Below are 12920 nucleotides of genomic sequence, written 5' to 3'. Positions count from 1 at the left end.
ACCCCAGCGGGATTCGAACCCGCGTTACCGCCGTGAGAGGGCGGCGTACTAGGCCGCTATACGATGGGGCCGCAAGACAACCGTTCGATTATGCCATGCATCCGAACGGCCGGCCAAATCGACGCGAAGACCGCAGCGGGGTTGCCTCGAGCCCCGTCGCGAGGGTTGACTCGGGATATGCGAGTCACGAAGCACGAGCACGCTGCCCTCACGATCCGCGACTCCGGTAAGACGCTGGTCGTCGATCCGGGATCGTTCACCGATCCGCTCCCGGATGACGGCGATGTCGTGGCCATCGTGCTCACGCATGAGCACCCCGACCATTGGACACCGGAGCATCTGCGTCGCATCCTCAGCAACGCACCGAAGGCGCAGATCATCGGGCCCCAGGGCCTCGCCGACGCCGCCGCGGGGTTCGATGTCACGGTGGTCTCGCCCGGCGACAGCATGAAAGTCGGCCCGTTCGAGCTCGAGTTCTTCGGCGGCAAGCACGCCGTCATCCACGAATCGATCCCCGTCATCGACAACGTCGGTGTGCTGGTGAACGACCGTCTCTACTATCCGGGCGACTCGTACGAGGTGCCGGAAGGACGGAACGTGAAGCTTCTGGCGGCTCCTGTCGGCGCGCCGTGGTTGAAGATCGGGGAGGCCATGGACTTCGTCCTCGCTGTCGCTCCACGGATGTGCTTCGGAACACACGACATGACGCTCTCGATCATCGGACGCACGATGGGGCGTCAGCGTCTGCGGTGGGCGACCGAGCAGGGCGGGGGCGAGTTCCTCGAACTGGATGCCGGAGCCTCGGTCGACATCTGAGGCCCCCGCTCCCGATCAGCTCGCGCTGAGGTTGCTTCCCAGGTCGGTGGGTTCGCGAACCCAGATCTCGACGACGTCGCCGCGAGCGACAAAGCGCACGACGCCGCCCTCGTCCAGGGGCGCTGCCAGCGGCATGGGGATGTCGGGATTCACGCGGAAGTCGACGACCGGGTCCAGGGGTGCGGGCGTGCAACTCCCGTTCCCCCACAGCTCCCCCCACGCGACAATGAGACACCGTGCACCGACAGCGTTCGTGCCCGTCCACATCGTCACGCCTTGCACCTGCTCGTACTGCCGAAGGTTGCCTGCGTCCACGTCAAGAGCCCGTTCCGCCTGACGGATCCACGCCTCGGTCGGGTCAACCGGAGCGTCGCGGTCGACGCCGGCAATGAAGTCGGGTCGATCCGTCCAGACAGCAGGTAGCGCAAGCCCGAGTCCGAGCCCGACCGCGAGCGCGAGTCCGGCCGCACCGAACACTCCCGGGTGCCGCCACCACGCTGATGCCGGAGGCGGCAGCAGCGGCTCCTCGGCTGAAGTCTCGGTCCCCAGCGAGGGGTTATCGCCTGCACCGGCCCCGTCTGCCCCTGAGAGCACGCCGCCGGCGGACGTCGTCAGCGGCGTGTCAGCAGTGTCGTCCGTCTTGGACTGCCTGGCCGCCGAGATTTCACCCTCGCGCACAAGCGCCTCGAGCTCGGCGAGCCGGGCGGTAGCCGCCGGATCCATCGCGATGTCGGCATCCGGGCCATAGGCGCGTTCTCGAAGCGCTGCCAGCTCGCGACCAATGGCCCTCGGCAACGTCGCGCTCATGGGTTCCATTATCGAGGCGGCAGGAGAGCAGGGGCCGATGCGCCTGCCCGACCGCACAGCAAGGCTCGACGACGGAAACCATAGGTTCCTCATAGGACTGCGAAAGGCCATGCCTCACCACGATTCCTACCGTCAGGGTCATGGTCACCGACGCTCACCCGCTGCCCGCTGCGCCCCTCGTCTCCACAACGCGACCTCTCACCGACCAGAGCCCGTCCCCGTGGGGCTTTCGGATCGGCATCGCTGTGCTCGCCCTCGCAACAGCGCTGCTCACCGTGTGGGCGATCGATTCGGCATCCGAGTCGCAGTACTACGCAGCCATCGCGGTCTCGATGAGTCAGAGCCCGGCGAACTTCTTCTTCGGCGCCTTCGACCCAGCGGGAACCGTCAGTCTCGACAAGATCCCGGGATCGTTCTGGGTTCCCGCGCTCTTCGTCGCCGCGTTCGGGTACTCGACGTGGACGGTCGTCTTGCCGAACGCGCTGGCCGCCCTGGCGACGGTCGTCGTCGTGGCATCGACAGGTCGGCGCCTCGTTTCGCCTACGGCCGGGCTCATCGCCGGCGCGGTGGCAGCGACGACACCGATCCTCATCGCCGTGTCGCGCTCCAATCAGCCGGAAACCTTCTTCGTGCTGAGTCTGTCCCTGGTCGCGTGGGCTGCGGCGCGTGCCCTCGCCCAGCGGAGCCTCGGCTGGCTCATCACCGCGGGCCTGTTCATCGGGCTCGCGTTTCAGATGTACATGCTCGTCGCATGGGCTGTGTGGCCCGCTCTCGCGCTCGCGTATCTGATCACCGCCCAGCCAGTCATCCGGCGCCTCTGGCACCTCGCCGCGTCGGCGACCATCAGCATTGCGGCGTCGCTGACGTGGATCGTGATCGTCTCGCTCATCCCCGCCGATTCGCGGCCCTACATCGGCAGCACACTGAGCAACAATCCCTGGGAGATGGTGTTCGGCTACAACGGCCTTGGCCGCTTCTCGGCCACCGCCGACTCATCCGAGTACCTGTCATTCAGCCCACCCTTCTCCGGAGACCCGAGCGCGGTGCGGCTGTTCACCGAGCAGCTCGCCGGCCAGATCGCGTGGCTCCTGCCGGCGGCACTTCTTGCCGCGTCGGTGCTATGGATGCTGCGCTTCTCGCGCGCAGTCACCGTGTTCCTCGGGGCGTGGCTCGTGATCTTCGCGGCAATGTTCTCGGCCGTCGACGGGATGCACCAGTTCTATACCGCCGCGCTCGCCGTGCCGGTTGCGCTGCTTGTCGGGCTCGCGTTCGGGGTTGCACGGCGTCGAGACATCCTGTGGCCACAGGTCTCGCTCATCGTGGTGGCCGGCGTGACCGCGGTGCTGATCTCGCTCTGGTATCCCGGCTACTCCACGGTGGTCTCGGTGATCCAGGCTGCGGTCGGCGCGCTCGCAATCGTGCTGCTGTTCGCCGTCCATGCCCGCGATCCACCCCGTCCATCGCGGATCGTGAAGCTCCACGCACCCGTGTCGATACGAGGCGTCGGGCCAGCCGACAGCACCGGGAAGTCGGTCGTCAGGTACTGCCCCGGCGGCAACCGGTCGTTCGTTTCGCGCCGACGAGCACCGAAACCGCGAGACACGGGCGACATGGGCGTCCTCCGATCCACCACCGATGCTGGCACCCTACGGATCCTCCGCGATCTGCGGGACAGCGCGACCCGTGTGGGCGGACGGATGTCGAGACTAGGCTCGGGGGGAAGCAGGCGGGCGCCCGTGGACCCACGAGGAGTGAGCATGGCTGAGAGAACCGACCCACGCGTAGCCGTGTATCTGGACTTCGACAACATCGTGATGTCCTGGTACGACACCGTGCATGGCCGCAACGCCTACGGCAGGGACCGCCAGCGCATCGCATCCGATCCGACCGAACCGGAGATCGCGGAGCGGTTGGCCGCAGCCACCGTGGATCTCGGCGCGATCATCGACTACGCGGCATCCTTCGGCACACTCGTGCTTACGCGGGCATACGCGGACTGGTCGTCGCCTGTCAACGCCGAGTACCGTTCGCAGCTCGTTGCTCGCGCGGTCGATCTCGTGCAGCTGTTCCCGGCCGCTGCGTACGCGAAGAACGGTGCCGACATTCGGCTCGCCGTGGATACCGTCGAGGACATGTTTCGGCTGCCCGACCTTTCGCACGTGGTGATCGTCGCCGGTGATTCGGATTACGTACCGCTCGCGCAGCGCTGCAAGCGCCTCGGTCGCTTCGTCGTGGGAGTCGGCGTTGCAGGCTCCAGCGCCCGCTCCCTCGCCGCGGCCTGTGACCGCTTCGACACCTATGACGCTCTCCCCGGCATCGAGCGCCAGCCGGCGAAGGATGCCGAAGACAAGGCGTCCGGCAAGACGCGCCGCAGCCGCAAGAAGTCCGCAGATCCGGGCGCCGAGCTTCTCGAGCGGGCGTTGCGGCTGGAGGGCGACCGCGAGGGCACGGACTGGCAGCACGCGAACGTGGTCAAGAGCCTGATAACGCGCCTGGATCCCGGCTTCAGCGAGCGCGCCCTGGGCTTCCGCAGCTTCACGGAGTTCATCAAGGCGCATCCGCAGGTCGCCGAGATCGACGAAACCGAGAACATCGTGCAGATCCGTCTGGCTGCGGGCACGCGCTGAGACCTACACGACGGACCAGACGCGGGGATGGACCCAGCCGCGCAGGTCGGATAGCATCGCCCCGGATCGGGGAGGTCACATGATTGACGCTGCGCTGCTCACGCTGCCGAAGATGTCACTGTCGTAAAGGAGATCGACGGGCTGAGCTACATCTCCCCCGACGATCCCGCGATGCCGTCATACCGGGTCATTGCGAACAATCGCCAGCCCGTTGCGCTCCGCGACATGATGATCCTCCCGGTGCGCACGGGCTACATCGGTGCCGACCGCATCCGCAAGCCCGATCCGGCGCTCATCCCACCCTCGGCCGAGGAAACGGTCCCCGACGTGGAGGAGACGACGGTCTACCTCCCCGTGCGCAACGGATATGTCAGTGCTCAGGTCTACCGGCCGCACGCCGTTGACCAGGATGCCGCGCTGCCCGTCATCCTGTATGCCCATGGCGGCGGGTTCACGGTGGGCTCAGACTTCGACACCGCCTACATCACTCGGCGTCTGGCGCGCGATAACTCCGTCGTCGTCGTGTCGACGAACTATCGGATGGCTCCGGAGTATCCCTTCCCCACGCCCCTGAACGATGTCGCCGACGTCTATGCGTGGCTCGTGCGGGAGGCGGGCCGAGTCGGCGGCGATCCGTCGCGCGTCGCCGTCGCCGGCGACTCGGCCGGTTCGAACTTCGCCGCTGCGTTGCCGCTCTACACCCGCTCGCACGATCTCCCTGCCCCCGCTGCGGTCATCATGCTCGGTGCGTTCGCGGACTTCACCCAGGAGAGGTGGCCCTCGTTCCAAGAGCAGGCGCCGCGCGGAATCGTCTACGACAGCCCGTTCTTCGCGCTCATCCGCAGCGCCTATCTGCCGACGACGCCGTGGACCGAGCCCCTCGCAAGCCCGATCTACGGTGATCTGGCCGGATACCCGCCGCTTTTTCTCGCGACCGGCACGCACGACCCCATCATCGATTCGGCGCGGGAGTTCGCATCCCTGGTTGAGAAGGCAGGCTCTCCCACCGACGGCTACTGGCCCGCGGGGATGCCGCACGGCTTCTACTTTTTCCCGGGTGTCCATCCCGAGGGTGACGTCGCCTTCGAACGGTGCCGTGAGTTCCTCGCGAAGCACCTGTCCCACTAGGGAACGCGCGGGCGCGTTTGCGTACAGCGGCGGCAGTGGCATACTGAGGTCGCACTCCAGCGGCATCCGCTGCTCGTGAGAGGGAGTGAACGGCAAGGAAGAGACATGACAGGTTCGGGCTTCAGCATCCCCTGCTGACCGGACCATCCTCCCTTTCTGCGGACCCGTGTCAGCGTCACCCCTGACTTCGTCAGGAACCGACACGTTCTGGAGTTCCGCATGCCTGCCCCCATTCCTTCCGTCGTTCTGCACGACCTCACATTCAGCTGGCCCGACGGCCACCGCGTTCTCGACGCCGTGTCGGGTTCGTTCCCACCCGGCTCGACGGGACTGGTCGGCCTCAACGGTGTCGGCAAGTCGACGCTGCTGCGCCTGATCGCCGGGAAACTCCGGCCGACGTCGGGATCCGTCCAGGCGGCAGGCGTCGTCGACTATCTGCCCCAACGGACGGATGCCGACCCTAGCCATACCCTCGTCGATCTTCTCGGCATCCGTTCGATCGTGGACGCGATAGCCGCGATCGAACGGGGAGCGATCAACCCCGCCCTGTTCGACACGATCGGCGCAGACTGGGACATCGAAGAGCGAGCGATCGCCACCCTGAGCGCTGCGGGCGTCGACATCGACGACCTGAACCGACCCGTCACGACGATCTCGGGCGGGGAAGCGACAGTCGCCGCGCTCGCCGGCATCCGGATGCGTGGAGCCGACATTGCGCTGCTTGACGAGCCGACGAACAATCTCGACGCCCACGGACGGACGCGAGTCCACGACCTCATCGGCGCATGGGGCGGTCCGGTGATCGTCGTCAGTCACGATCTCGAGTTGCTCGAGCTGATGCAGCACACCGCTGAGTTGCGGGCCGGTTCGCTGACGCTGTACGGCGGTCCGTACTCCGCGTTCCGAGAGCAGGTCTCGCGGGACCAGGAGGCGGCCGAGCGCGCGGTACGCTCCGCGGAGCACGCGGTGCGCGTCGAGAAGCGGCAGCGCATCGCCGCAGCCGAGCGTATCGCGCACAGCCAGCGGCAGGGGAAGAAGGATGCCGCCAACCGCAAGTACATCGGCGCCGTCGTCAATGACCGACGCAACTCTGCCGAAAAGACCCAAGGAAAGCAGCGCTCGTTGCTCGATGATCGGATGCAGTCGGCGCAGCGCTCGTTGCAGGAGGCCGAGTCACGCATCCGTGATGACGACCGCCTTGGCATCGACCTTCCCGACCCGGCCGTCCCTCCAGGCAAGCGGATCGCCGAGTTCACGGGGAGCGACGGGCGCACGATCATCATCCAGGGACCGGAGCGCATCGCGATTACGGGACAGAACGGGGTCGGCAAGACGACCCTGCTGGAGGGGCTTATTTCCGGCGTGGCGGCGGCGCCTGGGACGGCCGCGGCGGTCGCGCACGTTCACCGCATCGGCAAGCTCTCACAACGGCTCGACAACCTCGACGACGCTGCATCCGTTATGGAGAACGTGACACGGGTCGCCCCCCACGTTCCGCGAGTTGAGCTTCGCAACCGGCTCGCGCGGCTCCTCGTACGCGGCACCATGGTGGATCGGCCCGTCGGAGCCCTCTCGGGCGGCGAGCGCTTTCGCGTCGCGCTCGCGCAGGTGCTCCTCACCGACCCGCCACCTCAGCTGATCGTGCTCGATGAACCGACCAACAACCTCGACCTTCAGACCACGGAGCAACTCATCGATGCGCTCGGCGCCTACCGCGGGGCGATCATCGTGGTCAGTCATGACCGCGGATTCCTGGATCGGCTGAGGCTGGACGCTGAGTTCGAGCTGGATGCCGCAGGACTGCTGACCGCGATGCGGTAGGCGCCGAGCAGGTGACCTATGAGCGGCGTGCGATCGGCATCCAGAGCTCCGTCGTTGCGGTACTGAAGTCGTCGGCGCGTTCGAGGACGGCGACGATCGAGGGACCGGGACGCAGCTGCCAGGGGTTGGCGGGGAACCAGTCCGACGCGGAGGCCGCGTAGGCCTCCTGGAGCGCTGCGGGGTACGGTCCTGACGTGCGGAACACCGCCCACTCCCCTGCCTCGACCTCGATCACATCAAGATCGTCGGGCACGGGGGCCTCAGCATCCAGTGCGACGCCGTGCAGGTAGGTGAGCTCGGTTCCCTCCCGGTAGTCCGGATCGACGCCGTCACTCACCTGCAGCAAGCCGCTCGGTTCGGTGCTGCTGAGCCCCTTGAGTCGGGCGTGTTCGCTCTCAGGCAGTGCGGCGATGTACGTCTGGATGTGCGGATTGATTCCTTCGTTGATGAGCGGCACGCGAGCGGCGTGTCCGACCAGACGGAACGCGGGGCGTTCGGCGATGCGCGTGTCCATGGTGGTGTTCCCTTCGACGGTCAGGCGGAGCCTGAGTTTCGGTTGCGTACGAAGGGGACCGCCACTCACGCGCACCTCGGCGGGCGTCGAGCCGTGGACCGCGCGAAACGCCCGGCCAAAGGCTTCGGTCGACCCGTACCCGAACCGCACCGCGATGTCGAGCAGCGGGTCACCGGCGACGACCGCCGCAGCTGCCACCGTCATCCGTCGCCGCCGCACGTACTCCGACAGTGGCATCCCGACCAAAGACGAGAACATCCGCCGCAGGTGGTACTCCGTCACGCCCGACTCCCGCGCCAGCGACGCGACATCGAGGTCTTCGGATAGATCGTCGTCGATGACATCGATCAGTCGATTGAGTTCCGCGATCATGGGGCCTCCTTCGACATCCAGCCTGCGAGAGTCGACCCCGCGCGCGCCCGATCGTTCCGGTCCGGTTCGATCGGCCTAGGTGTTGCTGGCCATAACGTTGTGGTCACGTAGGAAGGTCGCGGCAGGACGCTCCGCCTCTGCGCGCATCATCTCGGATTGGCTACAGGTACCTGCAGACCTCGTCGGCGTTGCAGGTCTCGGGTTCGGGTTCTGCGGCTGCGTCGCGGAGGGCGGCAACGTTGTCGCGGAGGGAGACGAGATCCGAGATCTGGCGCTCAATGTCCTTCAGACGAACGTCTAGGAGGTCCCGGACGTGGCCGCAGGGAATCTCGCCTCCATCGCGGATGTCGAGGATCTGTTTGATCTGCGCGAGGGTAAGTCCGGCAGCCTGGCCGCGGTGGATGAAGTCGATCCGAGTCGCTGCTTCCGGATCGTAGTCGCGGTATCCCGACGCGGTGCGCTCGGCCGCGGGAAGCAGGCCCTGCTCCTCGTAGAACCGCAGGGTCTTGGCGGTGGTGCCGGCCGCCTCGGCGAGTTCGCCGATCCTCATCTGGGTCTCCGATGTGTCACAGGTCGCACTTGACCTTCCCCCGCACTGGAAGGTCCATTGTGGCTGCATCAAGAGCAATTCTCAAGACTCAGGGGAGGAATCGGGATGCAGTCCAGGTACGACCTTGCGATCATCGGATCGGGTGGCGCCGCGTTCGCCGCCGCGATCCGCGCGACCACGCTCGGCAAGTCGGTGGTGATGATCGAGCGCGGCACTTTCGGCGGCACGTGCGTGAACACCGGCTGCGTGCCGTCGAAGGCGCTCATCGCCGCCGCTGAGGCCCGCCAGACCGCTGCCGAGGCGGGCAACCGTTTCCCGGGGATCGCCACCACAGCGGACGACGTGGACATGCCCGCGCTGATCAGCAGCAAGCAGGACCTCGTCGAGGAACTTCGGGGTGAGAAGTACGTCGACGTCGCCGACGCCTACGGCTGGCAGATCCGCCACGGCGACGCTGCGTTCGCCGGCACGCCAGAAGCGCCCGTTCTTGAGGTCACCGCGACTGACGGTGCGGTCGAGACGATCGACGCTGATCACTACCTGGTCGCCACCGGCGCCAGCGCATGGGCCCCACCGATCGACGGTCTTGAGGAGGCCGGCTACCTGACCTCGACCACGGCGATGGAGTTGACCGAGGTTCCCGACTCGCTGCTGGTGCTCGGCGGCGGCTACGTCGCCTTGGAGCAGGCCCAACTGTTCGCCCGGCTCGGGTCGAACGTCACCCTGCTGGTTCGTTCCCGGCTGGCGTCGAAGGAGGAGCCGGAGGTATCCAAGGCGCTGCAGGAGGTCTTCGCCGACGAGGGCATCCGCGTGGTCCGCCGTGCGGTCCCGACCCACGTTGCCCGTGACGACGTCAGGGGCCAGGTTGTTGTCACCGCTGACATCTCCGGCGGCGAGCAGGAATTCCACGCCGAACAGGTCCTCGTCGCCCTCGGCCGCCGACCGGTCACCGATGGGCTGAACCTCGATGCGGTGGAGGTGAAGACCGGCGACACGGGCGAGATCGTGGTCACCGACCAACTGCAGTCCTCCAACCCCCGGATCTGGGCAGCCGGCGACGTGACCGGGCACCCCGAGTTCGTCTACGTCGCCGCCCACCACGGCAACATGGTCGCCGAGAACACGTTCGCTGGCGCTGAGCGGTCGGTGGACCACAGCCGGCTGCCGCGGGTGACCTTCACCAGTCCGGCGATCGGCGCGGTCGGGATGACCGAGGCCCAGGTGCTCGCTGCCGGGATCCGCTGCGACTGCCGCGTCCTGCCGCTGGACTACGTGCCCCGGGCGCTGGTCAACCGCGACACCCGCGGCTTCATCAAGATCGTCGCCAACGCTGAGACCGGCGAGATCCTCGGCCTCACCGCCGTCGCCAAAGACGCCGGCGAGCTCGCCGCCGCCGGTGTCCACATCCTCGGCAAGACCGTCACCGAGGTCGCCGACGCATGGGCGCCCTACCTGACCATGACCGAAGGCATCCGGATCGCCGCCAAGGCCTTCACCACCGACATCTCCAAGCTGTCCTGCTGCGCGTGACCCGCAGCCGACAGCCTCCACCCGACTCATGAAGAAGGTACCGCCATGTCGGAGCTCACGACGCAACTGCCCGAACGACTCAACAACACCGAAGAGACCGGCCTTGACGCCGTCCTATCGATCCCGCTGCTGCGGCTGATCGTCGAGGGCGGCCCGGTCACCGTCGAGCAGTTCGCCGCGGCCGCCGGCCGTCCGGTCGACGACGTACGCACGGGTCTGGCCGTGGTGCCGGACACCGAGTACGACGACCAGGGCCGCATCATCGGCCAGGGCCTCACCCTGCGCCCCACCCCTCACCGGTTCACCGTGGCCGGTGAGGAGCTCTACACCTGGTGCGCCCTGGACACCCTGATCTTTCCGACCCTGCTCGAGCGCGCGGCGAGCGTGGAGTCGGTCTCCCCGACCAGCGGCGAGCCGATCCGGGTCACCATCGACCCCGTCGCCGGCGTCACCAGCGTCGAACCCGCCACCGCGGTGGTGTCGCTGGTCAACCCCGACCAGATCACCTCGATCCGGTCCTCCTTCTGCAACCAGGTCCACTACTTCACCTCCGATGAGGACGCCGCGGGCTGGCTGGCCGAGCACCCCCGCGCCGAGGTCGTGCCCGTGGCCGTTGCCTATCGAATCGGTACCGACCTCACGACCGGCTTCCTCAACCAGTTCCAGGCCAACGCGGCAGTGGCCGACGACGGCCACTGCCGCTGCTGACCAAGAACACCGAAGGGAACTCCACTCCGATGAAGTCCACCACGACGACCAACCGGGAGGCAGCGGCCTGCTCCTCGGAGCCGGGGCCGCGCTGCTCATGGTCGCCTGCTGCGCCCTACTTCCCTTGCTCCTCGCCGGTGGTCTGCTGGCCAGTGTCGGCGGGTTCCTCGGCAACCCCTGGGTGATCGGCACCGGCATCGCCGTCCTGGTGCTCGCGGTCCTCGCGACCACGCGGCGCCGCAGCGGCGGCAACAACGCCAGGCATGGCTGTTGCCCGCCTGTGAACTCCCCCCACCCCAGCGACACGAAGGACGACCAGAACCGATGACGCTTACCCGCACCCGCCGCGCGACCCTCTCGGTCGCCGGCCTCCTGCTTGCAGGCTCCCTGGCTCTGACCGCCTGCGGAAACACCGACGCCACACCAGCCGCAGATGCGGGCACGCCAGCGGCGGTTACTAGCATCGACGGCCAGATGGTCAGCCTGCCCGCCAGCGGGAAGCCGACCGCGGTGTTCTTCTTCTCCGTCGGCTGCGGCGAATGCGTTGAAGGCGTCCGCTCCCTCGGCGAGGCCGCCACCGCTGCCGAGAAGTCGGGTGCTGGGGCGAGCTTCCTCGCCGTCGACATGGACCCCGGCGAGTCCAAGGAGACCATCGAGGGATTCATGGAGTACGTCGACGCCGAACACGTCCCGGCCGCCATAGACGAGGGTGCCGCCTTGTCCCAGCGATTCGACGTTGCCGCCCTGTCCACCCTCATCGTCATCGACGGCGACGGCAAAGTGACCTTCCGTGCCACCGAGCCCGACGCGAAGACGATCACCGCCGAACTCGTCAAGGCCGGAGCCTGATCCATGGGCGGATTGCTCAGCCTCGCCTTCGCCGCCGGCATGGTGGCGCCGGTCAACCCATGCGGGTTCGCGCTGCTGCCGGCCTGGATCAGCCAGACCCTCGGCGACGCTGACGCCTCGCCCGTCCCGGTGCGGCTGCTGAGGGCCCTGCGGTCCGGAATCGCACTGGCGATCGGGTTCGCCGGCACCCTCGCAGCTGCGGGCCTGCTGGTGAGCGCCGGGGCTCGGGGCCTGATCCAGGCAGCGCCCAAACTCGGTCTCGCCGTAGGCGTCCTACTGGTGCTCCTCGGCCTGTGGATGCTGGCCGGCCGTTCGATCTCCGTGCGGTTGCCCCGGATCACCGGCCGAGCAACCGAAGGCCTCCCGCCAACCGCCCGGATGCTGGTCTTCGGGATCGGCTACGCCCTCGCCTCCCTGTCGTGCACCTTCGGAGTGATCCTTGCTGTCATCGCCCAGGCACAGGCCACCGCCAGCTACGCGGGGCTGCTGCTAGTCTTCGGTGTCTACGCCGCCGGCTCAGCCAGCATCCTGCTGCTGCTCGCACTCGCGACCACCGCCGCGGGTACCGGCCTAACCCGCCACGTCGCACGCCTCGGGAGTTATGGCCCCCGGATCACCGGCGCCGTCTTGCTGCTCACCGGCGTCTACCTCGCGTGGTACTGGTGGCCCGCCGCCACCGCCGACAACAACCTCGTCGCGACCGGCCGTGCCGGCGGTGTCGCCAGGCTCTCAACGACCCTGTCCGGCTGGGTTCAGGCTCACACGGCGCCGATCGCGGCGCTCGCGGTCATCTCCCTCCTCGTAGTACTCGCCCTTGGCGCCGCCCATAGGCGGCGTCGAGCCAGTTCCGAATCGCCGGAGGCCTGCTGCGACACCACGAACGTCGGCCTCGGCGTGTCAGGCGGCGACCACGAGGGTCAGTAGCCGACGGCTGAATGGGGGGCTTGGTCCGGGACTCAGCGACTCGACTGGAACATTCTTCGAAGGACGTGCATGACTCACCGCAACTCGCCACTGTCAGTCGAGGGACGTCGGCGGCTGGTCGAGCGTTGCAAGACCCGGCCGATCGCTCACGTGGCAGCTGAGATGGGAATCTCCCGCGCTACCGCGTCAAAGTGGGTCCATCGCCATCGTGAGTTCGGTGAGGTCGGTCTGCTCGACCGCTCATCGACGCCTAAGCAATCCCCGACAGCCGCCC

General features: G+C 67.5%; 13 protein-coding genes and 1 pseudogene. 11 read left to right on the top strand and 3 right to left on the bottom strand.

Going from position 1 to position 12920, the window contains the following annotated elements; genetic code table 11:
* The first annotated feature begins 177 nt into the window (after positions 1-177).
* The gene (locus B3587_RS10665) at positions 178-816 is read left to right on the top strand and encodes an MBL fold metallo-hydrolase (protein WP_292728477.1); all 639 of its coding nucleotides are present in this window, start codon (positions 178-180) and stop codon (positions 814-816) included.
* 15 nt (positions 817-831) lie between these two features.
* Here B3587_RS10665 and B3587_RS10660 read toward each other — a convergent pair whose 3' ends face one another.
* Entirely contained in the window at positions 832-1623 is a 792-nt protein-coding gene (locus tag B3587_RS10660) for a hypothetical protein (RefSeq protein ID WP_292728475.1), read from the bottom strand.
* 140 nt (positions 1624-1763) lie between these two features.
* Here B3587_RS10660 and B3587_RS10655 point away from each other — a divergent pair.
* From B3587_RS10655 to B3587_RS10635, 4 genes and pseudogenes are all read left to right on the top strand, one after another.
* A pseudogene (locus B3587_RS10655) lies at positions 1764-2480 on the top strand (ArnT family glycosyltransferase); the annotation flags it as partial.
* 900 nt (positions 2481-3380) lie between these two features.
* Positions 3381-4250 carry an NYN domain-containing protein gene (locus B3587_RS10645; protein WP_292728481.1) on the top strand — a complete coding sequence of 290 codons (870 nt, stop codon included), beginning with the start codon at positions 3381-3383 and terminating at the stop codon, positions 4248-4250.
* A 171-nt stretch (positions 4251-4421) separates the two neighbouring features.
* Positions 4422-5378: an alpha/beta hydrolase gene (locus B3587_RS10640; RefSeq protein WP_292728473.1), complete on the top strand. Its 957-nt coding sequence runs from the start codon at positions 4422-4424 to the stop codon at positions 5376-5378.
* Between the two features lie 219 nt (positions 5379-5597).
* Positions 5598-7199: an ABC-F family ATP-binding cassette domain-containing protein gene (locus tag B3587_RS10635; protein ID WP_292728471.1), complete on the top strand. Its 1602-nt coding sequence runs from the start codon at positions 5598-5600 to the stop codon at positions 7197-7199.
* A gap of 16 nt (positions 7200-7215) precedes the next feature.
* On the opposite strand, the gene B3587_RS10630 is transcribed toward B3587_RS10635, so the two are convergent.
* The gene (locus B3587_RS10630; protein WP_228178093.1) at positions 7216-8085 is read right to left on the bottom strand and encodes an AraC family transcriptional regulator; all 870 of its coding nucleotides are present in this window, start codon (positions 8083-8085) and stop codon (positions 7216-7218) included.
* Positions 8086-8245: 160 nt separating this feature from the next.
* Positions 8246-8635, bottom strand: coding sequence for a heavy metal-responsive transcriptional regulator (locus B3587_RS10625; RefSeq protein ID WP_040347802.1), 390 nt, complete (start codon positions 8633-8635; stop codon positions 8246-8248).
* A 105-nt stretch (positions 8636-8740) separates the two neighbouring features.
* Here B3587_RS10625 and merA point away from each other — a divergent pair, with 105 nt between their 5' ends.
* The 6 genes from merA to B3587_RS10595 all read left to right on the top strand — a co-directional run.
* A complete protein-coding gene (gene merA, locus B3587_RS10620; protein ID WP_292728465.1) occupies positions 8741-10165 on the top strand; it encodes a mercury(II) reductase in 1425 nt (474 codons plus the stop codon).
* A 45-nt stretch (positions 10166-10210) separates the two neighbouring features.
* Positions 10211-10873, top strand: coding sequence for an organomercurial lyase MerB (gene merB / locus B3587_RS10615; RefSeq protein ID WP_228179124.1), 663 nt, complete (start codon positions 10211-10213; stop codon positions 10871-10873).
* Positions 10874-10997: 124 nt separating this feature from the next.
* Positions 10998-11201, top strand: a complete 204-nt coding sequence (locus tag B3587_RS10610) for a hypothetical protein (RefSeq protein ID WP_375236801.1) — start codon at positions 10998-11000, stop codon at positions 11199-11201.
* Positions 11198-11722 carry a TlpA family protein disulfide reductase gene (locus tag B3587_RS10605; protein ID WP_005882713.1) on the top strand — a complete coding sequence of 175 codons (525 nt, stop codon included), beginning with the start codon at positions 11198-11200 and terminating at the stop codon, positions 11720-11722. Before B3587_RS10610 ends, B3587_RS10605 begins: the two co-directional genes overlap by 4 nt.
* 3 nt (positions 11723-11725) lie before the next feature.
* Positions 11726-12646: a cytochrome c biogenesis CcdA family protein gene (locus B3587_RS10600; RefSeq protein WP_058623030.1), complete on the top strand. Its 921-nt coding sequence runs from the start codon at positions 11726-11728 to the stop codon at positions 12644-12646.
* A gap of 69 nt (positions 12647-12715) precedes the next feature.
* A partial coding sequence (locus B3587_RS10595; RefSeq protein ID WP_292728456.1) for a helix-turn-helix domain-containing protein occupies positions 12716-12920 on the top strand: 205 nt, incomplete at its 3' end.

Source organism: Microbacterium sp. UBA837 (assembly GCF_002296025.1).
In the GTDB taxonomy this organism is placed as follows: domain Bacteria; phylum Actinomycetota; class Actinomycetes; order Actinomycetales; family Microbacteriaceae; genus Microbacterium.
This window is presented reverse-complemented; position numbering and strand designations above follow the sequence as displayed.

Excerpts from the sequence above, each read along its gene's own strand:
- B3587_RS10665 (WP_292728477.1), top strand. The coding sequence starts at position 178 with ATGCGAGTCACGAAGCACGAGCACGCTGCCCTCACGATCCGCGACTCC.
- B3587_RS10660 (WP_292728475.1), bottom strand. The coding sequence starts at position 1,623 with ATGAGCGCGACGTTGCCGAGGGCCATTGGTCGCGAGCTGGCAGCGCTT.
- B3587_RS10645 (WP_292728481.1), top strand. The coding sequence starts at position 3,381 with ATGGCTGAGAGAACCGACCCACGCGTAGCCGTGTATCTGGACTTCGAC.
- B3587_RS10640 (WP_292728473.1), top strand. The coding sequence starts at position 4,422 with ATGCCGTCATACCGGGTCATTGCGAACAATCGCCAGCCCGTTGCGCTC.
- B3587_RS10635 (WP_292728471.1), top strand. The coding sequence starts at position 5,598 with ATGCCTGCCCCCATTCCTTCCGTCGTTCTGCACGACCTCACATTCAGC.
- B3587_RS10630 (WP_228178093.1), bottom strand. The coding sequence starts at position 8,085 with ATGATCGCGGAACTCAATCGACTGATCGATGTCATCGACGACGATCTA.
- B3587_RS10625 (WP_040347802.1), bottom strand. The coding sequence starts at position 8,635 with ATGAGGATCGGCGAACTCGCCGAGGCGGCCGGCACCACCGCCAAGACC.
- merA (WP_292728465.1), top strand. The coding sequence starts at position 8,741 with ATGCAGTCCAGGTACGACCTTGCGATCATCGGATCGGGTGGCGCCGCG.
- merB (WP_228179124.1), top strand. The coding sequence starts at position 10,211 with ATGTCGGAGCTCACGACGCAACTGCCCGAACGACTCAACAACACCGAA.
- B3587_RS10605 (WP_005882713.1), top strand. The coding sequence starts at position 11,198 with ATGACGCTTACCCGCACCCGCCGCGCGACCCTCTCGGTCGCCGGCCTC.
- B3587_RS10600 (WP_058623030.1), top strand. The coding sequence starts at position 11,726 with ATGGGCGGATTGCTCAGCCTCGCCTTCGCCGCCGGCATGGTGGCGCCG.